Origin of the sequence: Stenotrophomonas sp. YIM B13575 (assembly GCF_042787595.1) — a bacterium.
Lineage (GTDB): Bacteria > Pseudomonadota > Gammaproteobacteria > Xanthomonadales > Xanthomonadaceae > Stenotrophomonas > Stenotrophomonas lactitubi_B.
The window spans coordinates 18519-39302 of the sequence record NZ_JBHZOP010000123.1 but is presented as its reverse complement, the minus strand read 5'-3'; the positions used below and the strand labels follow the sequence as shown (position 1 = coordinate 39302).

The following is a 20784-nucleotide window of genomic DNA, read 5'->3' as shown; positions in this document are numbered from 1 at the left end:
GCGGGTCCGGTTGAGGGGGACGCTGCAAGTACGTCCATGTAAGCTCGGTCGCCGCATCCATGCGGCTCACGCCCCCTCAACCGGACCCACCCCGCCTTCGACAGTTGGCCGCGATCTGGTGGATCTCGCCGGGAAAGTGATCGAGAACGGCTTTTGTAGAGTCGAGCCATGCTCGACTGCTCTTCGTATAGGCACGCGAAACGCCCACCAATGGTGGGCGTTCTGCTTTCAAATAAAGAGCCTGGCCCGACTCAGGGCTCGCAGTGAACCTCCGCCTGCAGCGCGCCGCGCCGCAGGCATTCGCCGAACAGGCTGCCCTGCCGGCTGGGATGGGACTGCAGGTTCTGCAGCGCTCCTGCCCGGCCCGGGCACGCCCGCTCGGCCAGGGCCTGCAGATCCTGCTCCAGCTGCGCCCGGTCGATCACATGGCAGCGATCAACCACCAGCTGGTACTGCGCCGGGCCGATCCGGGTGCTGCGCAGCGCCGGATCGCTCTGGCAGCCCGCCAGCAGGAGCAGCATCAGCGCCCCTGCGGCGGCGGGCTTCACGCCATGACCCGCGACTGCTCCAGCTCCACCTGCAGGGTGCTGGCCAGTTCGTCGCGCGAGATCTCGAACTGCTGCTCGCGCAGCAGGTCCTTCACCGCCACCACGCCGCGCGCCAGTTCGTCTTCGCCCGCCAGCACCACGAAACGGATACCTGCCTTGGCCGCGTACTGGAACTGCTTGCCGATCTTCTTCGGCTCCATCTGCACTTCGGTGTTGATGCCACCGGCGCGCAGGCGACGGGCAATGTCCAGCGACTGCGGCATGCCCTGCTCGTCCATCAGCGCCACCAGCGCCTGCACGCTGCTGGCCTCGATGCCCTCGATCAGGCCGGCTTCGCGCAGCTGCCAGAACAGGCGCGACAGGCCGATGGAAATGCCCACGCCCGGCAGCTTGGACTTGCTGTAGTGGCTGGCCAGGTCTTCGTAGCGGCCGCCCGAGCAGATCGACCCGATCTGCGGGTGGTCGGTCAGCGTGGTCTCGTACACCGTGCCGGTGTAGTAATCCAGGCCACGGGCGATGGAGAAATTCAGGCAGTACGCGGTTTCCGGCACGCCCAGCGCCTGCACCAGCTGCAGCACTTCGCGCAGCTCGGCCACGCCGGCACGCAGGATCTCCGACGAACCGGCGCCGGCCTCCAGTGCCGCCAGCTGCGCCAGCGCATCGGCATGCCCCTGCGAACGCACGGCGACGAAGGCCAGGATCTTCTCGACCTGTTCGGCCGGAATGCCGAAGCCCTCGCCCACCAGCGTCTCGCGCACGTAGTCGGGGCCACGCTTGTCCAGCTTGTCCACTTCGCGCAATACCGCCAGCTGGCGCTCGCCCTCGGCCACACCCAGGCTTTCGAAGAAGCCGCGCAGCAGCTTGCGGTTGTTCAACTGGATGCTGAAGTCACCGATGCGCAGTTCGGCGAACACCGCGTGGATGACCGCCAGCACTTCGGCGTCGTAGCGCACGCTCAGGCTGTCCTTGCCGATCACGTCGATGTCGCACTGGTAGAACTCGCGGAAGCGGCCGCGCTGCGCACGCTCGCCGCGGTACACGCGCTGCATCTGGTAGCGACGGAACGGGAAGGTCAACTCGTGTTCGTGCTCGGCCACGTAACGCGCCAGCGGCACGGTCAGGTCGAAGCGCAGCGCCATCTCCGGCAGCGAACGGTCGCCGGATTCGGCGGCGTTGGCCAACGCGCCGGTGGACTGCACGAAATACACCTGGCGCTCGGTCTCGCCGCCGGACTTGGTCAGCAGCACATCGGACAGCTCGAACACCGGCGTCTCCACCGGCAGGAACCCGAAGCGCTCGTAGTTGCGGCGGATGACGTCCAGCATGCGCTGGAACGCAATCTGCTCGCGCGGCAGCAGTTCAAGGGTGCCGGGCGGGGTACGGGGCTTGATCACGGGCGGAACTCCTGCGGGAACGGGGACGTGGGAGGGGGCGACATTCTAGCGCCCCACATCGCGTGGCCGTGGAATACGGGGTCCAACGGCCGCTTGAAGTATCATAAAGCCCTCCCCCGCCCGCGATACGCCCACGCAACATGTCCCGGCCTTCCGGCGCTCCGCCCGCCACCAACGACCCCGCCGCGCCGTCCTGCGCCACGCTGGACTGCCTGCACTGCTCGGTACGCCACCTGGCGGTGTGCTCTGCGCTGTCGCCCGATGAGGTGCAGGCCCTGGAACAGGTGACTGTGTCGCAGCAGGTGACGATGGGCAGCACCCTCGCCCGCAGCGGCGAAGAGCGCCAGCATGTCTATACATTGACCGGCGGCGCGCTGCGGCTGGTACGCACGCTTGCCGACGGCCGCCGCCAGATCAATGGCTTCGTGCTGCCCGGCGATTACCTGGGCCTGAGCGGCAGCGACCACCATCGCTACGACATCGAGGCCATCGCCGACAGCCGCGTGTGCCGCGTCGCCCTGCCGCAGATGAAGGGCCTGCGTGCCCGTTATCCGCACCTTGAGCGCAAGCTGCTGCAACGCGCCTGCCAGGAACTGGATGCCGCGCAGGATGCCGCGCTGGCATTGGCGCGCCTGCAACCGGCGGAAAAACTCGCTGATTTCCTGCTTCGCCTGGCCGCGCGCGAGGCCAAGCTGGGCGGCGATGGCCTGCGCGTTTCGCTGCCGATGGGCCGCGGCGACATTGCCGACCATCTGGGCCTGACCATGGAGACGGTCAGCCGCACCTTCACCAAGCTGCGCCAGCAGGGCCTGATCGCCCTGCCCCATCTGAACGTCGTTGAGATCCTCGACGAGGATGGCCTGCGCAGTCTGGCCGGTGAAGTGCTGGGCTGAGTGCCCGATCGGTATCGGGTTGCCGGCCAGCGGCCGGCAACCACGCAGACGCCTCCGTCAACGCAACAACACCCCGCGCAACGCTGGGTAATCGGCCGCCAGCGGCTCGGCATGCGCTGGACGCTGCAGCAGCGCGTCCAGTGCCGGCGGCACCGCCACCGCTTCGCCGATCAACGGTTCAACCACCGCCTCGAACTTGGCCGGGTGCGCGGTAGCGACCACTGCCCAATCGCCCTTGGCGCCGCCCGCGCGCAGGTCCTGCAGCACCTTCACCGCCGTGGCCGTGTGCGGGCAGAACAGCTCACCGTCGCTGGCATGGGCACTGGCGATGGTCGCGCGGATGGTCACGTCATCCACTGCGAAGGCGCGGAACGCTGCACGCAATTCGGCGTCGTCGCCGTGGTACAGCCAGCGCAGCCGCTCGAAATTGCTGGGCGCGCCGACGTCCATGGCGTTGGCCACGGTCGCAATGCTGGACGCGGGCTGGTACGGGTCGCCACCGAAGTAGCGTGGCAGCACCGCATTGGCATTGGTCGCCAGCACGATCTGCCCGATCGGCACGCCCAGCGCGCGTGCCAGCACCGCCGCCATCGCGTTGCCGAGATTGCCGGTCGGCACCACCAGGTTCAAGCGCCGCTGATGCTGCGCGTGATGGCTCAGTGCCGCGTGCGCGTAGTAGCTCATCTGCGGCAGCAGCCGGCCCAGGCTGATGCTGTTGGCTGAACTCAGCGGTACCTGTGCCTGCAGATCGCGATCGGCCAGTGCCTGCTTCACCATCGCCTGGCAATCATCGAACGAACCGGCCACCCGCAGCGCCTGGATGTTGTCGCCGAAGCAGCCGAGCTGATGCGCCTGTCGCGGCGATACCCGCCCATCTGGGTACAGCACCACCACGCGCACACCCGGCTGCTGGTGGAAGGCTGCCGCGACCGCCGCGCCGGTGTCACCGGAGGTGGCCACCACGATGGTCAGGTCGCGCTCCTTGCCGGTCTGCAGCCGCGACAGCACGCCGGCGAGGAAACGCGCACCGATGTCCTTGAACGCCGCCGTCGGCCCATGGAACAGCTCCAGCACGTGATCACCACTGTTGCCCAGCGCACTCAACGGCACGGGGAAATCGAAGGCCTCACGGCAGATCGATGGCAAGGCATCGGCCAGCGCATCCCCGTCGAAGAAAGGCGCCAGCAGGTCTGCGGCGGTGTCGGCCAGGGTCGCACCGGCCTGCAGCGTGCGCGGTGCCGGCAGCACCTGCGGCACGTACAGCCCACCATCGGGCGCAAGACCGGCGGCGATGGCCGCACTGAGTCCAACAGCCGGCGACTGGCCACGGGTCGAAACAAATTGCATGGGATCGATATCCGGTAGGGAGGAAGAAGTCAGCACAAACGGGCTCCGGCTGCATCCAGCGGCGAGACCCAGGCATCGCTGTCGAAACCGGCCGCGGCGAACGCCGCACGCACCGGTTCCGCTGCCGCGCGCGCCTGGTCGGCATCTTCAAACCAGGCGAATACGCTGGGCCCGGCGCCGGAAATGCCTGCGCCCATCGCACCTGCCACCAATGCCGCATCGCGCGCCGCGTCGAAGCCCACGATCAGGCCCGCCCGCCGCGGCTCGACCAGCACATCACGCAGGCCCGCGCGCACCAGCGATGCATCACTGCGATGGCAACCACTCAACACCAGCCCCAGGTTGGCGCTCTGCGCAACGAACTCGCCCAACGCATAGCTGCCCTGCAGCGCCTGCCGCGCGCGCCGGGTTTCCAGCACCGCGTGCGGATGCACCAGCAGGCTGTGCCAGCTGGCCGGCACCGGAATCGGCACCAGGCGATCAGCCGTACACAACGCCACGCCCCCCAGCAACAGCGGGCCGACGTTGTCACCATGGCGGCCACCGCTGGCCACCGCTTCGCCATCCAGTGCAAACGGATACAGCGCTTCGCGCGACAGTGGCACGTCCAACAGCGCATTGGCCGCCACCAGCGCGGCAACGCAGGAGGCGGCCGATCCGCCCATGCCGGAGCCGAAGGGAATGCCCTTGTCGATCTCGATGGCAAAACCGAAGCCCAGCCCCAGTGCCGCCCGCAGCGCGATCAGCGCAGCGCCAGCGGTGTTGCCGGCCGGATCCAGCGGCAGCTCGACCGCACTGCCACGGATGGCGTCGATGCGTACCAAAGGTTCGTCGATGCGGCGCACGCTCACCGTATCGCCGATACCGGCGATGGCGTGACCCAGGATGTCGAAGCCCACGGCCACGTTGGCCACCGATGCGGGCGCGAAGGCACGTGCGATCACAGCCGCGCCCCTTCGCCGGCCGCCACCCGCAGCAGATCGGCGAACACGCCGGCAGCGGTCACTTCCGGACCCGCGCCCGGGCCCTGCACCACCAGCGGGTTGTCGCAGTAGCGGCGGGTACGGAACTGCACCACGTTGTCGGTCAGCCGCAGGTTGGCGAACGCGTGGTCGGCCGGCAGCTCCTGCAGGCCGACCGAGGCACCATCCGGGCCCAGCCGCGCGACATAGCGCAGCACCGCACCGCGCTCGCGGGCGGCGTGCAGCCGTGCCGACAGCGCGTCGTCCGATTCGCCCAGGCGCCCCATGAAGTCGTCCACGCTTCCCTCGCGCAGCAGCGCCGGCACCAGGCTCTCCACCTGCACCTGCTCCAGGCTGAGTGCATGGCCGGCCTCACGGGCCAGGATCACCAGCTTGCGCGCAACATCCACACCGGACAGATCGTCGCGCGGATCCGGCTCGGTGTAGCCCATCGAGCGCGCCTGTGCCACCAGTTCCGAGAACGGTTGGCTGCCGTCGAAGCGATTGAACAACCAGGCCAGCGTGCCGGAGAAGATGCCTTCGATCGCCAGCACTTCGTCACCGGTATCCACCAGGTCACGCAGCGTGGTGATCACCGGCAGGCCGGCGCCCACCGTGGCCTCGTAGCGGAAGCGCGCACCACTGGCGGCGGCCGCCGCGCGGATGCGCTGGTAGCGCGCGAGCGGCCCGGCGCCGGCCTGCTTGTTCGGGGTCACCACATGGATGCCTGCGGCCAGCCAGCCTTCATAGCGCTCGGCGACCTCGGCGCTGCCACTGCAGTCGATCACCACCGCATGCGGCAGATGTGCGGCCAGCAGGTGCTCGGTGAAGTGGTCCAGGTCGCTGGGCTGTCCGGCGTCCTGCAGCGCCTGCCTCCAGTCTTCATGCAGGCCATCGGCCTCCAGGCGCATGCGCGAGCGTGACGCAAGCGCGCGCAGGCGCAGATCGACGTTGGCCTTGGCCAGCAGTTGCGGGCGCGCGGCCAGCAGCTGGTCCAGCAGCGCCGCACCGACATTGCCCGGACCGATCACGCCCACCGCGAACGTCTGCGGCGACAGCCAGAACCCCGCATGCGCGGCACGCAGCGCGCGGGTCGCATCGGCGCTGGCCACCGCCACCGAAATGTTGCGTTCGGACGACCCCTGCGCGATCGCGAGGATGTTCACCTGTGCGCGCCCCAGCGATTCGAACAGCCGTGCGGCCACGCCCGGCTGGCCTGCCATGCCATCGCCGACCGCAGCCAGCACGCTGACGCCGTCGCTGACCTGCACGCGCTGCACCTGGCCGGCAGCCAGTTCGTGCGAGAACGCCTGCACCACGGCATCGCGACCGCGCGCCGCTTCACCCGCACGGACCACACAGCAGATCGAATGTTCGGAAGACCCCTGCGAGATCATCACCACCGAGACCTGCGCCTGGCGCAGCGCGGCGAACACGCGTTCGGCGGTACCCGGCACGCCGATCAGACCGGTGCCTTCCAGATTCAGCAGGGCCAGATCCGCGCTCAGCGTCAGTCCTTTCACCGGGCCACGTGGCGAGCGCTCGGCGCTGATGCGGGTACCCGGATGGCCGGGGTGGAACGTATTGCGGATGAAGATCGGCAGGCCCAGCCGGATTGCCGGCGACATGGTCTGCGGATGCACCACCTTGGCCCCGAAGTAGGCCAGCTCGCAGGCCTCGTCGTAGCTCAGCGCGTGCAGCTGCACGGCCTCCGGCACCAGCCGCGGGTCGGCCGACAGCACGCCGTCGACGTCGGTCCAGATATGCAGTTCATCGGCGTTGAACAATGCGGCGAAGATCGCACCGGAATAGTCGCTGCCGTTGCGGCCCAGCGTGGTGACACGATCATGGCGGTCGCGGGCGACGAAACCGGTGGCGACCACGCGTAGTTGCGGGTGCTGCAGCCGCCATGCGGCCAGGCGGCCGGCACTGGCATCCCAGTCGACATCCACGCCCAGTTCGCCATGGCCGACCACCAGCACATCGCGTGCATCCAGCACCGCGCAGTCCTCACCCAGCGCACGCAGATGAGTGCCGAGCAACTGCGCGGAGAACACTTCGCCCAGGCCCTGCACGCGGTCGAGCACTTCGCGTGGCAGCTCGCCGATCACCGCCAGGGCGGCCAGCACCTCGGCCAGCTGGTCGAAGCGTGCATCGATCCACTCCACGGTGTCGCCCACCTGTTCGCCGAGCAGCGCTACCGCGGCACCGCGATGGCGCGCGCGCAGTGCATGCCAGGCTTCCTGCCAGCCGGCATCGCCCTGGGCTGCCAGGTGCGCCAGCTCGATCAGCGCGTCGGTAACCCCTTTCATGGCCGAAACCACGCTGACCTGCAATGACTCGGGGCGGGCCAGCAGCAGGCCGGCAACATGGCGATAGCGCTCGGCATCGGCCACCGAGGTGCCGCCGAACTTGTGCACGACAGCGGACGGCGCGGCCAGAGCGGACGCAGCGGGCGGATGGGCGGGGGCGATGGAAGACATGCAGACCTCGGTTGGAGGCCCCGTCGCATGCAGGTGGTCGAGTTTCCCCGTCACCTGGATGGTGCGGGGCCGTTGTTTTCGGGAGTTACACGAAGACGACGGGCCGCACCAGGGCAGTGGTGACGGTGATGGTGGTAATGGTGGTGGTGATGGCGACCGGCGCAGTCGAACGGCCCGCGGTAGCGGGGGCGATCAGACGGGCGTTGGCGGCATCGAGGACCATGGCGTACAGAAAACACCGGCACGATGGCCGCTGTCAAGTGTTGCGCCGCAATATTTCCTTGCGGCGATCATCGGCCAACGTGCCGCTATTTGGTTGCAATTGAGACAAACCGGTGATCGTCGGCTTCAATGCGCCGATTCAGCCGACATGTTCGGTGATCGCGCGTGGCGTGCGGTGCGCATGCGCGCACAACAGCACGCCGCCGACCAGCAGCACGATCGCCAGCAGTTCCAGCAGGCTTGGCCAACGTCGCTGCCAGGCGAAGGCATACAGCAGCGCGAACAGGGTTTCGAACACGATCATCTGGCCGGTGAGGGTCAGCGGCAGCAGGCGACTGGCCCGGTTCCAGAACGCATTGCCGAGAATCGAAGCGACCACCGCAACGCCCGCGCTGATGGTCCAGAACCCACTCCACTGCGCGGCCGTATGAGACCCGCCGTGTCCGATGAACGCCATCGGCACCAGCAGCAGTGACAAGCCGCCGGTGGTGACGCCGGTCAGCAGCGACCAGTCGTGGCTGGAGAGATCAGGCCGTCGCGCCAACCAGCGGCTGTTGCCGATCGAGTACAGCGCCCACGAGAACAACGCACCGAACGCGCACAGCAGGCCGATCAGGCGCTGCCGCCAGGGAGTGCCCAGGTGTTCGGACATCAGCGCTTCCCAGCCGACCATCGCCACCCCGAGCATGCACAGGCCCAGCGCCGGCAGCAGCGGCTTCAACGGCACCGCGCCCTGCTCGCGTACGCCCACCAGGGTAACCACGACCGGAATCAGGCCGACAATCAGCGAAGCAGCGGCGCCACCGGCCCACTGCACGGCCGTGGCCAACAGCAGGAAGTACACCAGGTTGCCGGCCAGGCTCAGCCACAACAGGCCGATCCATTCGTCGCGACCGAGCTTCGGCGCCAAGCGCTTCCAGCGCGGCAGCAGCAGGGCCACCGCGATCAGGCCATAGACCAGATAGCGGCCGGCGGAAAGCTGCAGTGCATTGAAGGTGTCCAGCACGGCGGGGGCGAGGAAGACCACGCCCCACAGCGCTCCGGCAGCGATGCCATTGACGATGCCCAGAGCAATCGGGTTGTTGCGCATTGCAGGTTCTTGGTGGGAGAGCACAGGCCGCGAAGTGTAGGCGGCAGAGGGTTCGCCGTATTGACCGAGGCTACTGGCCGCCCGCCCGCCGCCATGCTGCCGGCGTCTGCCCACATTCGCGGCGCAACGCACGAGTCAGTGCACTCTGCTCGGAATACCCTGCGGCAAGTGCGATATCGCTGATCGATGCCGGGCTCACCCGCAACTGGTGCTTGGCCCAACGCAGGCGGCTGGCACTGAGCCAGGCCTGCGGGCTGAGCCCGAACTCACGCCGGAGCACGGCATGCAGACGGCTTTCGCTGATGCCGACGAAGGTGGCCATGCGCGCGACCGACCACGCCTGCCCCGGCATCGCCTCGACGGCGGCGCACAGGCCCTGCAGGCGTGCGCCGCTGCCGGCCGGGGCGAACATGTGCAGCAGGTCCGGCAACAGCGCCGGCACCGCCTGCCCTGCCTGCACCCGGGCAAGCCGCTGCCGCAGCGACAACGGCAGGTGCAGCCAGCGTTGCCGGCACAGGTGCTCCTGGGTTGCGTCATCAAGCACGCCCGGCCCGCAGTCGACAATCACGAAACCGTTGGGGCCATCGGCCAGCTGGTCGTGCGCCTCGCCGGCAGCCACGAAGGCACCCTGCAACAGGTCAAGACGGCCGCCCCTGCCCTCCATCTCGAACTGCAGCTCACCCTGCAGGGGCAACACCCACTGCGCGTAGTCGTGGCGATCCAGGCCGGTGGCCTGGCCGTAGTGCCGCAGGTGGAAAATGGCGCCCATCGGGCCAGTGTGCGCGTGTAACACGGGCCGTGCAAACCGCTGCTATAGTCGGCCCGTCACCCACGCATGGAGTGCAGGTCATGACCCAACAGCACGTATCCCTGATGCTGGCCGCCAGCCTCAGTCTGGCACTTGCCACCAGCGCCTCCGCACAGGAACGCACGCCACCGGCCCCGCACTGCATGGACGCTACCGGCGTCCAGGAAGTGGAGCAGGCATCACCACGCTCGATCGCGCTGCGTGCCGCCTCCGGCCAGGCCTATCGCATCGACTTCGCCGAAGATTGCCCCGGCGTCCGCGCGGCCACCACGCTGAAGCTGGAAGCACCTGCCGGCTGGGCCTGCGGTCGTCCCAGCGAGCGCGTCGTGGTCGACGGTCGCAGCTGTGCCGTCAGCGCTGTCACTCCGGTGCAGAACCGCGACTACGCCAGCGTTGCGCGCGACAGCGACCGCCTGCGCATGTCCACCTTGCCGGCGCTGACCATCAGCGAACGCAGGGACGTGCGCCGCGGCTTCGGCGGCTCGGCCTCGTACTGCTTCGCCACCCGCAACGTGCGCGGCTGGTCGTCCGACACGCAGGGCATGCTGGTGGAAACCAACCCGCTGCGCAGCGGCGGCCATCGCTTTTACCGTGTCGAACTGGGCAGTCACTGCCTCCAGCTCGACCGCGCACCGGAATTGAGCTTCCAGTCCGGCATGCAGAACGGCCTGATCTGCGGCAACCCCGGCGACCGCGTGGTCACGGCCGACTTCGCCAGCTTCGACGAGCGCAGCGACGCGGTGGCGCCGCTGCCCCGCTACACGCGCCGCGGCGCCTGCACGATCCAGGCGGTGTACCCGGCCTCAAGCCAGGCATCGAACTAGCCGTCGACGCCAAGGAAGGTGAACGGTGCGCTGGGCACGAAATGGCCCAGTGCATCGCCGGCAAACGTATTGCGCTGGTCGCGGCCGAGATCGAGCTTGAGCACCTTGCCGCCGAAATCGACCTTGTTCAGATCGACCCAGAAGGTGTTCGGTGTCAGTGCCGACTCGAAGAAGTACAGGCGCCGCTTGTGGTCGGCGACCGTGCGCCAGCGGGTGGACGAAATGTTGGGCTCGCCCGGTGTGGTGATGCCGAACGGCACCGACACGTTGCGGATCACGCTGAACACACTGGCCAGCGCCTCCACCGGATCTTCCGCTTTCGGAATCGCATTGATATAGAACGAGGCGCGCGCGAAGCGGTCGGCCGAACGGTTGGTGCCTGGCAGCATCACCGTTCCACCGATCTGCTGCCAGTAGCTGTTCAACGCCAGCTGCTGGTCGAAGACCGGCGAATTGGTCATCACCTGGTAGCGGCGATCATGGTGGATCACCTGGCGCCCGCCGATGTATTCAACGATCGCGCTGTCACCCGTGGCGTCGGACAGCGACAGGTGCAGCGTCGCCTGGCGGTCCTCGCCCGGCACCTTGTCGGTGACGATCGAATACGGCTCGCGCTGCAGGGCGGTCACGGCCTCCTCCACCGTCGCGAAATTATCCAGCACGTACTGCGCCCACAACGAGATCGACAGGCCAGGCTTGCCGCTGCGCTGGGCCGGATACTCGGACTCGACCAGCCACAGCAGGTTGGCGACCAGGCCCTTCTCGTTCATGCCGTCGGTGGTGGAGATGTCATAGCCGGTGGCCACCACGCTGCCGTAGCGCGCAGTCCAGGCGATCGACCCCGGCCCGGCCTTTCCGGTGCGCGCGATGCCACGCGGCAATACGTAGAGATTGGTGGCGACGTCCACTTTCCAGTCCATCGAGCGGGCGGTGATGACATCGCCGTTGTCGCCCAGATACACCGCGCGTGTGCATGCCAGCGCCGGCAGCGCCGCCGTCGCCAGTGCCGCCATCAACAACGCGCTGCCCTTCCATTTCATCCGTGCCATGTCGTGCTCCGTTCCCCGGGAAAAGTGATCTGAACCCCGCACCGGTGAGGCAAACGTGAAACCTCAGCGCAGCCAGCGGTCATGCAGCCAGAAACCGGCTGCCATCGCGGGCACGAACCACAGGGCTTCGCGCGCCCCCACCGCGAACGCGGCGAGCGCCGGCCCAGGGCAGTAGCCGACCCAGCCCCAGCCGATACCGAACACTGCCGCGCCCAGCAGCAACCGCCCGTCGACCGCCTGCGCCGTCGGCAGCTGGAAGCGCTCGGCGCAGCATGGACGTTGCCGCCGCCGCAGCCAGAACTGGCCCAGTGCGCTGACCAGCAGCGCCGACGCCAGCACCCAGGCAAGCGTGGGATCGAAGTCGCCAGCCACATCGAGGAAGCCCAGTACGCGACGCGGGTCGGTCATGCCGGCCAGCGCGAGGCCGGCACCGAACAGGCCACCAGCAGTACAGGCGGCCCACAAGCTGCGGCTCATGCCAGGCCTCCGCCGTGGCGCACCAGGAACGTGGTGAGCATTGCGCAGGCCATGAACACCAGCACCGCCACCAGCGATCGTCGTGAACCCCGGGCAAGGCCACAGACACCGTGGCCGCTGGTGCAACCATTGCCCAGCCGCGTACCGAAGCCGACCAGCAAACCGGCACCGATCACTTGCCAGGCCGGCAGTGCGTCACGCAACAACGCGCGCGCAGGCTGCCCCGCGCCCGCCTGCCAGCTCAGCACCGCCGCAGCCGCCACCATCAGTCCGAGCAGGAACGCCCAGCGCCAGCCGCGATCACCACGTGGTGCGGCCACGGCGCCGGCGGTGATGCCGCTGATGCCCGCCACCCGACCGAGCGTGGCCAGCAGCAGCACCGCCGACGCACCGATCAGGCCGCCGCCGGCAATTGCCGCCCATGGCAGGTTCATGCCCTGCCCCTCTGCATCGTGCGCATCGGCTTGCCCTTCAATTTAGATTTCTCTAAATTAGACTTTCCTGAACTACCCGGTCAAGCCATGCCCAGCATCACCACGGACAGCGCCGCGATGGCCGCGCACGCCGCGCAGGCGGCCGCCCTGCTGAAATCGCTGGCCCACCCGGCGCGACTGCGGGTGTTGTGTCGTCTGGTGGAAGGCGAAGCACCGGTGCAGGAACTGCTGACCGTCACTGGGCTGAGCGCATCGGCGCTGTCACAGCATCTGGCCGTGCTGCGCACTCTGGATGTGGTGGCAACGCGACGACAGGCACAGACACTGCACTATCGGCTGCTGGACGGTCCGGCGCTGGGGGTGCTGCAGGCATTGCACGCGGCGTACTGCGCACCGCAGCGTTAGCGGTCAGCCGGCGCTGAGGGCCGGCCGCACGACTTCGGTCAACAGGTCCACCGCAGTCGGCAACCCACTGTCGCCACGCGCCGTGCGCGCGAATCCTGACCAGTCGCCTGCCGAAAGCTGGCGCAGCAGCGCAGCGTCGACCGGCAACGCGCGCATCCCCCAGTACGGAAACTGGCGCTGGCCAACCCGGCCGCGCGCGAGCTCGACGATGTCGACATGGCTGCCAGCCTGCAGGATGCGCTCATACACCGAATCGATGCCATCGGGCGGTCCTTCGATGTACTGCAGGAAGCGCTCGCCGTCATGCAGCAGCACCCCGGTCACCCCGGCCATCTTGTTGAAGCGCGCCGCATCCTCGACCAGGGTCTGCAGACGCTTGGCGGACAGATCCGGTTTGGCCTGGCTGACATAGGCGATGGCACGCAGTGGCATGGAGCTTCCTTTGCAAGAGTGGTGCCACGGTAGCAGTTGCGGACGAATTCGTCTCAGTACGCTCACGCGTCAGCTGAAGAATTCAGGAAACGACCACGCTGCGCCCATCGCTGCGACGCGGCAGCAACGCCTCGAACACCACCTGCCCGGCGTCGTTGCGCGCGCTCAGCTGCCCGCCATGGGCACGCACGAACTGGTCAACGATATACAGGCCCAGCCCAAGCCCGTTGCTCTGGTGGAAGCTTGCCTTGAAGGGTTCGAACAATCGTGGCAACAACGCCTCATCGACATGGCCTGCATTGCTTACGCGCAGCGCGACCACGCGAGCATCGCCGCCATCGACCTGCACCTGCACCGCCGCGTCGGCGCCATGGGTGAGTGCGTTGCCGACCAGGTTGGCGATGATCTGGCCCAGGCGATCCATGTCGCCCTGCAGGGTCGAATCACCCCGGACATCCAGCGCGATGCGGTCGGTTCGATGACCGGCACCGGCTTCCACCAGCACCGCACGTGTCACCTCGGCCAGGTCGCAGGCACCGCTCTGCAGGCGCAGGCCACCACTGCGGATCCGCGAGAAGTCCAGCAGCTGCTCGACCATGCGCGCCATCCGCAGCGTGCTGGCTTCCAGATAGCTCAGCGTCTGCTGCGCACCGGTGTTGTCGGCCGGCAGTTCCAGCGACAGCTTGTCGGCGCACAGCAGGATCGCCGACAACGGCGTGCGCAGATCGTGGGTCAGCACCGCCGCCATGGTCTCGTTGAGCTTCAGCGCGCGCTCCAGCGCCTCGTTGCGTGCCTTCAGCAGCTGGCGCTGCTGGTAGAGCTCGATGAACACGTTGACCTTGCTGAGGATCACCTGCGGTGCTACCGGCTTGTGCAGGAAATCCACCGCGCCGGTCTCGTAGCCCTTGAACACCCGCAGCGGATCATCCGGCGAGGCGGTCAGGAAGATGATCGGTACATCGCGGCTGCGCTGCGAGCCGCGCATCAGCTCGGCCAGCATGAAACCGTCGATCTCCGGCATGTGCACGTCCAGCAGCGCCAGCGCCACCTCGTGCTCCAGCAGCAGTTCCAGCGCCTGCGCACCGGAATCGGCCAGCAGCAGGTTGACGCCCTCGCGGCGCAGCAGCGCCTCCATCGCCACCAGGTTCTGCGGCACGTCGTCGACGATCAGCAGGTTGACCGGGGCCTGCGACTGGGCAGGGTCCGGTGGCAACAGGTTCATGCAAACAACTCCTTCAGGCGACGACACATCAGTTCAAGGGACAGCACGGCGTCGGCGCCGGCGTGCTGCAGGGCGGAGGCCGGCATCAGCGATGCCTCGGCCTCCTCGGGGCATTGCAGCCAGGCCTGGCCACCCGCGGCGCGCACTGCAGCCACGCCATCAGTGCCATCGCTGCTGGCACCGGTCAGCAGGATCGCCAGCACGCGCGTGCCGAACACGACGGCGGCCGATTCGAACAGCGGATCGATGGCCGGCCGCGAGAACAGCACCGGTTCGTCCATCGACAGGGCGATGGCCTGCGCGTCCTCCACCAGCAGGTGGTAGTCCGGCGGCGCGAACGTTACCGTTCCCGCCTGCAGCGGCTGCTTGTCCTCTGCTTCGCGCAGGGTCAACGTGCAGTACGGCGCCAGCACATCGGCGATGCGGCTGGAACGGTCGCGCGGCAGGTGCAGCACTACCAGTACCGGCACCGGCAGGCTGGCCGGCAACGCGCCAAGCACGATCTGCAGGGCGGCCACGCCACCGGCCGACGCGCCGATCACCACCACTGCAGGGCGCGGGACCGGCACCATCAGGCCACCTTCCGGTACAGGCGGTGCTCCCGCGAACAGGCTTCGAACGCATCGTGATGACGACCGAACTGCAGCGACTCCTTGCTGCCCAGGCCGAGGAAGCCACGGTGCACCAGGGCCTCGCGGAACAGGCCCACCGCCCGATCCTGCAGGTCGCGGTTGAAATAGATCAGCACATTGCGGCAGGACACCAGGTGCACTTCCGAAAACACCGTGTCGGTGGCCAGGCTGTGGTCGGCGAACACCACGTTGCGGCGCAGCTGGCGGTCGAAGACCGCGCCGTCGTAGGCAGTGGTGTAATAGTCCGACAGTGACGCGGTGCCGCCGGCGGCAAGGTAGTTCCGGCTGAACTGCGCCAGGCGGTCGATGCCGTAGGCGCCGGCCTCGGCCGTGGCCAATGCCGCAGGGTTGATATCGGTGGCGTAGACGATGCTGCGCTCAAGCAGGCCTTCTTCATGCAGCAGGATTGCCAGCGACCACACTTCCTCGCCGGTACTGCAGCCAGCCACCCACAGTTTCACCGAGGGGTAGGTGCGCAGCACCGGCACCACCTGTTCGCGCATCTGCCGGAAATATTCCGGGTCACGGAACATCTCCGAGACCTGCACGGTGAAGAACTGCATGGCCTGGGCGAACAGCTCCGGCTCGTGCAGCAGCCGATGCTGCAGATCCGACAGGCGCTCGCACTCATAGCGCTGCATGGCCTGGCTGACGCGACGGCGCAGCGAGGACACCGCATAACTGCGGAAGTCGTAGTGGTAGCGCTGGTACAGCGCTTCCAGCAGGACCTTCAGCTCCAGGTCGAACAGCGCCTGCTCGTTCATTGCCGCGAGCACCAGACCCGGCACAGCGATACCAGCTTGTCCACGTCGATGGGCTTGGCGATGTAGTCGTTGGCACCGGCCTGCAGGCAGCGCTCGCGGTCATCAGGCATCGCCTTTGCGGTCAGCGCGATGATCGGCAGGTCCTGCAGGTGGCGCTGCGCGCGGATCTCGCGCATCGCCTGCAGGCCATCCTTCTCCGGCATCATGATGTCCATCAACACCAGGTCCACCTCGCGCTGGGCCAGCCGATCAACGGCCTCCTGGCCGTTGCGGGCGATCTCCAGCGTCACCCCCAGCGGCTCCAGCACGCTGGACAACGCGAAGATGTTGCGCACATCGTCCTCGGCCAGCAGCACGGTGCGTCCGTCGAGCACGGTGTCGCGGCGGCGCGCTTCGCGCAGCAGGCGCTGCTGGTCGCTGGGCAGGTTGGCCTCCACGCTGTGCAGGAACAGTGTCACCTCGTCGAGCAGGCGCTCGGGCGAACGCGCGCCCTTGATGATGATGCTCTTGGAGTAGCGGCGCAGGCGCTGTTCTTCCTCGCGGCTGAGGGCGCGCCCGGTGTAGACGATGACCGGCGGGAAGCCGACGTCATCGTTGCCGGCCATATGCTCAAGCAGGTCATAGCCACTGCCGTCGGGCAGCGACAGGTCCATCACCATGCAGTCGAAGGTGACCGTGCTCAGCTGTTCCACCGCCGCGGCAAGCGTACCGACTGCGGCGATCTGCAGCTGATCGCGGCCCAGCAGCAGTTCCAGGTTGCGGCGCAGATCGTTGTCGTCCTCCACGATCAGCAGGCGCCGTACGTCGCGCTGGCTGGTCTGTTCAAGCTGCTCGATGGCCGCCACCAACCGTTCGCGCGTGGTCGGCTTGATCGCGAAACCGATCGCGCCCAGCTCGCGTGCCACCTGGCTGCGGTCCATGCCGGAGACCACGTGCACTGGAATGTGCCGGGTGTCGGGGTTGCGCTTGAGCCGTTCGAGCACGGTCAGGCCGGACACGTCGGGCAGGCCGATGTCCAGCAGGATGCCGTTCGGACGCAGGTCCGCCGCCAGCGCCAGCGCTTCTTCGGCGGTCGTGGCTACCACGCAGTCGAAATCGAGCTCGTGCGCCAGCGTCACCAGGGCTTCGGCGAAGACCGCATCATCTTCCACGGCCAGGATCAGTCGCCCGGCGTGGCGACGCCGGCCACGGTCATCGGCCACCGGGGCGGCCGGCGCGGCACTGGGCCGCTGGGCAACAGGCGCAGGGGCCGCTGTCGCGGCGGGGGCCTGCTGTACGGGCGCGGCGACTGCGGTGTCTCCGCCGGCCTCCGCCATCGGTGCGCCCTGCAGGGGCAGCTCGAGAATGAAGCAGCTGCCACGGCCTGGCTCGCTGTCCACCTGGATATCACCCCCCATGCGTACCGCAAGGTCGCGCGAGATCGACAGGCCCAGGCCGGTGCCACCGTAACGGCGGCGGGTGCTGCCATCGGCCTGGCGGAAGGCCTCGAAGATCAGCTGCAGCTGGTCGCGTGCGATGCCGATACCGCTGTCGGAGACCTCGAAGCGGATCCGGCCATTGCCGCCGTTGCGCACCTGCAGGCTGACCTTGCCGTGCTCGGTGAACTTCAGTGCATTGGCCAGCAGGTTCTTCAGGATCTGCTGCAGGCGCTGGTTGTCGGCCACCAGCTGGCTGGGGGCCAGGCCATCGGCTTCGATCTGCAGCGCCAGGCCCTTCTGCCGCGCCATCGGCTCGAAGGTTTCGCGCAGCCGCTGCAGCACGCTGTCGACCACGATCACTTCGTCGGCCAGTTCAACATGCCCCGCTTCGATGCGCGACAGATCGAGGATGTCGTTGATCAGCGCCAGCAGGTCGTTGTTGGACGACAGGATGGCGCGGGCGTACTTGACCTGCTCGTCGCTGAGCGTGCCGTCCTTGTTGTCGGCCAGCAGCTTGGCCAGGATCAGCGAACTGTTCAGCGGCGTGCGCAGTTCATGCGACATGTTGGCCAGGAACTCGGACTTGTAGCGCGAGGTGGCGGCCAGTTCGTTGCTGTTGCGGACCAGCTGGCCCTGCGCGACCAGCAGCGCCTGCTTCTGCGCCTCCAGCTCGTGGGTGCGCTCTTCCAGCTGCACATTGCTCTGCTCAAGCTCGGCCTGCTGCTGTTCCAGATGACTCTGCGACTGCATCAGGCTGCGGCTCTGCTCTTCCAGCTCCTCGTTGGCCACCCGCAGTTCTTCCTGCTGTGCCTGCAGCTCTTCGCCCTGGCGCTGCGACTCCTCCAGCAGCACCATCAATTGTCCACGCAGCATCGAGGTGCGCAGTGCCATGCCGATCGTTTCGGCGCAGCGCTCCAGCAGCTCGTCGTCCAGCGCGCGCTGATCGCCCACCAGCGAGCGGCCGAGCTCGATCACACCGACCACAGCGCCGTCACTGCTGACCGGGGCGAGGATGCGCTCGCGCACAGGCACGCGCCCCAGGCCCGTCTGCAGTTCCAGCGTCGCCGCGTCGCCGCCCTGCAGGTGCCGCGCCAGCTGGTCGCGGGCGACCTGCCCTGCCACCCCTTCCTGCAGGCCCAGCGTGGCCGGGATGCCGGTCGGCAACGCCAGCCCCCCGGTCAGCTGCAGGCGGCCTCCCTCCAGCCGATAGAGCGCTCCGACATCCGCGCGCAGGTGGGTCGCCAGCGCCGTCACCGCCGCCTCGGCAATCTGCTCGGGCGCCAGCTCGCCGCGCAGGCCAAGCGCCACTGCGTTCTCCGCTTCCTGCAGCCACAGCGCGCGCATCGCCTCGCGCCGCGCCTGGATGGCGCGTGATGCGATGAGCGCGATCATCAGGAAAGCGGCGCCGCCGATGGTCCGGTTGACGAACGAGAAGGACGAGTTGGTGCTGGCCGGCGCCACGTTGTAGCCCACCGCCAGCAGCACGCAGGCGCAGACGGCCACCACGAACGGCACCCGGGCGCTGCGCTGGAACACAGTGACGCCGATGGCCATGAAATAGGCCAGCCATACGGCATAGCCCAGCGGCACCACCAGTTCCAGCGCGGCAGTAGCCGCCACCAGCACCGCCGAGGTCATCCAGATCCAGCGGTCACGCGTAGTCGCACCAGGACGCATGCAGGTCGGTTCCACATTGGAAAAGGGGGGTGATGTTACTCCGTGTCGCATTCAGCCGCATACGACCAATGGCACGGGCGTTATGTGCACGTCTTCTTCACACTCCACTGCCTACGTTCTCGTCCCTCACAGAGGTAATACGCATTCCATCGTGGTCGCTGCCGCTTCGACGCCGTCCGTGTTGACGGACCCCTCCCGACAGCTGCGATTGCTGATCGACAGCGTGCGCGATCATGCGCTGTACCTGCTCGATCCCGACGGCATCGTCTGCAGCTGGAATCCCGGTGCCGAGCGCATCAAGGGCTATCGGTCGGAAGAAGTCATCGGCACCCACTTCGGGCGCTTCTACCTGCCGGCCGAGCGCGATGCCGGCGAGCCGCAGCGGCTGCTGCGACTGGCGGCGGAAAGCGGGCACCAGGCCGCCGAAGGTTGGCGGGTGCGCCGTGACGGGTCGCCGTTCCGCGCCAGCGTGGTCATCGAGTCGGTGCTCGAGAACGGCGAGCTGGTGGGCTTCGTCAAGATCACCCGCGACGTCACCGAGCAGTGGCAGGCGCAACGGCTCCTGCGCGACGCGCAGCGGGCGTTGCGCCAGACCCAGCAGTTCGAGACGGTCGGCCAGCTCAGCCGCGGCCTTGCCCACGAGTTCAACAACCTGCTGACCACCATCGTCAATGCGCTGGACCTGCTGTCGGCACGCATGGGTGATGATGAGCGTGCCAATGCCCTGCTCACCACCGCGCAGGCGGCCAGCGATCGGGGTGCCCTGTTGACCCGGCAGCTGCTGGCCTTCAGTACCGGGCAGACCCTGATCCGCGAAACGCTGGACATCAATGCGCGTATCCACGACTGGCTGCCCGCCCTGCAGGCCACCTGCCCTGCCGGCGTCACCCTGGAAACCGCGCTGGCGGCCGGCCTGCCTGCGATACTCAGTGACACCGTGCAGCTGCAGACAGCGCTCGCCAATCTGGTCGGCAACGCTGCGGACGCCACGGTGGGGGGCGGTCGGGTACTGATCGCCACCGCGCTGGAACACCGCATGGACCCCGACGCCGAAACATCACGGCAACGGACCTATGTGACGTTGAGCGTCTGCGATGAGGGCCATGGCATGGCCCCGGACATCGCCGAGCGCGCGACCGAACCCTTCTTCACCACCAAGGACATCGGCAAGGGCAGCGGTCTGGGCCTGAGCCAGGTGTTCGGATTCACCACCCAGAGCGGCGGTTTCGTTGATGTGTCCACCACGCCCGGTGTCGGCACCACGGTCAGCCTGCTGCTCCCTGCTACCGAGGACCCCGCACATGACCGATGATCCGATCCGCGTATTGATGGTGGAGGACCAGACCGATCTGCGCGAGATGATCGGGCTGGCCCTGCGCGACTTCGGCATCGACGTGGCGACCACCGCGGATGCGCAGGAAGCGGTCGCCCTGCTGCAGGGCGGCGCGCGTTTCGATGTAGTGTTCAGTGACATCAGCATGCCCAACGGCATGTCCGGCATCGAGCTGAGCGAGCATGTGGCGCGGGACCAGCCGCAGGCACGGATGATCCTGTCCTCCGGCTACGCGCGCTCGCAGTTGCCGCCGCTGCCCGAGCAGGTGGAATTCCTGCCCAAGCCGTATCGGTTGCGACAGCTGGTGGAGCTGCTCAAGCAGGAGTGAGGGCCCGCTGTTCTGCCAGGCATGGCCTGGCACTACCGGGTA

At 67.8% G+C, this 20784-nt stretch carries 21 protein-coding genes; 5 read left to right on the top strand and 16 right to left on the bottom strand.

Features of this window, described 5'->3' with window-relative positions:
• Positions 1–251: 251 nt before the first annotated feature.
• Positions 252–548 (bottom strand): hypothetical protein, encoded by a 297-nt coding sequence (locus tag ACFX4F_RS17740; protein WP_380657523.1) that lies wholly within the window; start codon positions 546–548, stop codon positions 252–254.
• Positions 545–1942: a histidine--tRNA ligase gene (gene hisS / locus ACFX4F_RS17735; protein ID WP_099818300.1), complete on the bottom strand. Its 1398-nt coding sequence runs from the start codon at positions 1940–1942 to the stop codon at positions 545–547. Before hisS ends, ACFX4F_RS17740 begins: the two co-directional genes overlap by 4 nt.
• A gap of 140 nt (positions 1943–2082) precedes the next feature.
• Here hisS and ACFX4F_RS17730 point away from each other — a divergent pair, with 140 nt between their 5' ends.
• Complete coding sequence (locus ACFX4F_RS17730; RefSeq protein ID WP_099818299.1) at positions 2083–2835, top strand: Crp/Fnr family transcriptional regulator; 753 nt, start codon at positions 2083–2085, stop codon at positions 2833–2835.
• A 57-nt stretch (positions 2836–2892) separates the two neighbouring features.
• Here ACFX4F_RS17730 and thrC read toward each other — a convergent pair whose 3' ends face one another.
• From thrC to ACFX4F_RS17700, 6 genes are all read right to left on the bottom strand, one after another.
• The gene (thrC, locus tag ACFX4F_RS17725) at positions 2893–4182 is read right to left on the bottom strand and encodes a threonine synthase (protein ID WP_099818298.1); all 1290 of its coding nucleotides are present in this window, start codon (positions 4180–4182) and stop codon (positions 2893–2895) included.
• 29 nt (positions 4183–4211) lie between these two features.
• Positions 4212–5126 (bottom strand): homoserine kinase, encoded by a 915-nt coding sequence (locus ACFX4F_RS17720; protein ID WP_380657520.1) that lies wholly within the window; start codon positions 5124–5126, stop codon positions 4212–4214.
• Complete coding sequence (gene thrA / locus ACFX4F_RS17715) at positions 5123–7627, bottom strand: bifunctional aspartate kinase/homoserine dehydrogenase I (RefSeq protein WP_380657519.1); 2505 nt, start codon at positions 7625–7627, stop codon at positions 5123–5125. Before thrA ends, ACFX4F_RS17720 begins: the two co-directional genes overlap by 4 nt.
• Positions 7628–7712: 85 nt before the next feature.
• On the bottom strand, positions 7713–7850 hold the full coding sequence (locus ACFX4F_RS17710) for a hypothetical protein (protein ID WP_165787220.1): 138 nt from the start codon (positions 7848–7850) through the stop codon (positions 7713–7715).
• Positions 7851–7988: 138 nt separating this feature from the next.
• Positions 7989–8939 (bottom strand): DMT family transporter, encoded by a 951-nt coding sequence (locus tag ACFX4F_RS17705; protein WP_099818295.1) that lies wholly within the window; start codon positions 8937–8939, stop codon positions 7989–7991.
• A 70-nt stretch (positions 8940–9009) separates the two neighbouring features.
• Positions 9010–9708: a helix-turn-helix domain-containing protein gene (locus ACFX4F_RS17700; protein WP_380657516.1), complete on the bottom strand. Its 699-nt coding sequence runs from the start codon at positions 9706–9708 to the stop codon at positions 9010–9012.
• A gap of 80 nt (positions 9709–9788) precedes the next feature.
• Between ACFX4F_RS17700 and ACFX4F_RS17695 the strand changes: the two genes are divergently transcribed.
• The gene (locus ACFX4F_RS17695; RefSeq protein ID WP_099818293.1) at positions 9789–10571 is read left to right on the top strand and encodes a DUF6491 family protein; all 783 of its coding nucleotides are present in this window, start codon (positions 9789–9791) and stop codon (positions 10569–10571) included.
• On the opposite strand, the gene ACFX4F_RS17690 is transcribed toward ACFX4F_RS17695, so the two are convergent.
• The 3 genes from ACFX4F_RS17690 to ACFX4F_RS17680 form a co-directional block, all read right to left on the bottom strand.
• Positions 10568–11620 carry a linear amide C-N hydrolase gene (locus ACFX4F_RS17690; RefSeq protein WP_099818292.1) on the bottom strand — a complete coding sequence of 351 codons (1053 nt, stop codon included), beginning with the start codon at positions 11618–11620 and terminating at the stop codon, positions 10568–10570. The genes ACFX4F_RS17695 and ACFX4F_RS17690 overlap by 4 nt on opposite strands.
• 63 nt (positions 11621–11683) lie before the next feature.
• On the bottom strand, positions 11684–12097 hold the full coding sequence (locus ACFX4F_RS17685) for a DUF6691 family protein (protein WP_099818291.1): 414 nt from the start codon (positions 12095–12097) through the stop codon (positions 11684–11686).
• Positions 12094–12531 (bottom strand): YeeE/YedE family protein, encoded by a 438-nt coding sequence (locus ACFX4F_RS17680; protein WP_099818290.1) that lies wholly within the window; start codon positions 12529–12531, stop codon positions 12094–12096. Before ACFX4F_RS17680 ends, ACFX4F_RS17685 begins: the two co-directional genes overlap by 4 nt.
• A gap of 87 nt (positions 12532–12618) precedes the next feature.
• On the opposite strand from ACFX4F_RS17680, the gene ACFX4F_RS17675 reads away from it, so the two are divergent.
• Positions 12619–12936: a helix-turn-helix transcriptional regulator gene (locus ACFX4F_RS17675; RefSeq protein ID WP_099818289.1), complete on the top strand. Its 318-nt coding sequence runs from the start codon at positions 12619–12621 to the stop codon at positions 12934–12936.
• Between the two features lie 3 nt (positions 12937–12939).
• Here ACFX4F_RS17675 and ACFX4F_RS17670 read toward each other — a convergent pair whose 3' ends face one another.
• The 5 genes from ACFX4F_RS17670 to ACFX4F_RS17650 all read right to left on the bottom strand — a co-directional run bounded on the left by ACFX4F_RS17670 (position 12940) and on the right by ACFX4F_RS17650 (position 19081).
• A complete protein-coding gene (locus ACFX4F_RS17670) occupies positions 12940–13368 on the bottom strand; it encodes a BLUF domain-containing protein (RefSeq protein WP_099818288.1) in 429 nt (142 codons plus the stop codon).
• A gap of 82 nt (positions 13369–13450) precedes the next feature.
• Positions 13451–14590 (bottom strand): hybrid sensor histidine kinase/response regulator, encoded by a 1140-nt coding sequence (locus ACFX4F_RS17665; protein WP_099818287.1) that lies wholly within the window; start codon positions 14588–14590, stop codon positions 13451–13453.
• On the bottom strand, positions 14587–15162 hold the full coding sequence (locus ACFX4F_RS17660) for a chemotaxis protein CheB (protein WP_380657512.1): 576 nt from the start codon (positions 15160–15162) through the stop codon (positions 14587–14589). Before ACFX4F_RS17660 ends, ACFX4F_RS17665 begins: the two co-directional genes overlap by 4 nt.
• Entirely contained in the window at positions 15162–15986 is an 825-nt protein-coding gene (locus tag ACFX4F_RS17655) for a protein-glutamate O-methyltransferase CheR (protein ID WP_089240793.1), read from the bottom strand. Before ACFX4F_RS17655 ends, ACFX4F_RS17660 begins: the two co-directional genes overlap by 1 nt.
• Positions 15983–19081: a response regulator gene (locus tag ACFX4F_RS17650; protein WP_380657510.1), complete on the bottom strand. Its 3099-nt coding sequence runs from the start codon at positions 19079–19081 to the stop codon at positions 15983–15985. The genes ACFX4F_RS17655 and ACFX4F_RS17650 overlap by 4 nt, the downstream gene beginning before the upstream one ends.
• 178 nt (positions 19082–19259) lie before the next feature.
• Between ACFX4F_RS17650 and ACFX4F_RS17645 the strand changes: the two genes are divergently transcribed.
• Positions 19260–20393, top strand: a complete 1134-nt coding sequence (locus tag ACFX4F_RS17645) for a nitrogen regulation protein NR(II) (protein ID WP_380657508.1) — start codon at positions 19260–19262, stop codon at positions 20391–20393.
• Entirely contained in the window at positions 20383–20742 is a 360-nt protein-coding gene (locus ACFX4F_RS17640) for a response regulator (protein WP_089240789.1), read from the top strand. Before ACFX4F_RS17645 ends, ACFX4F_RS17640 begins: the two co-directional genes overlap by 11 nt.
• Positions 20743–20784: the final 42 nt, after the last annotated feature.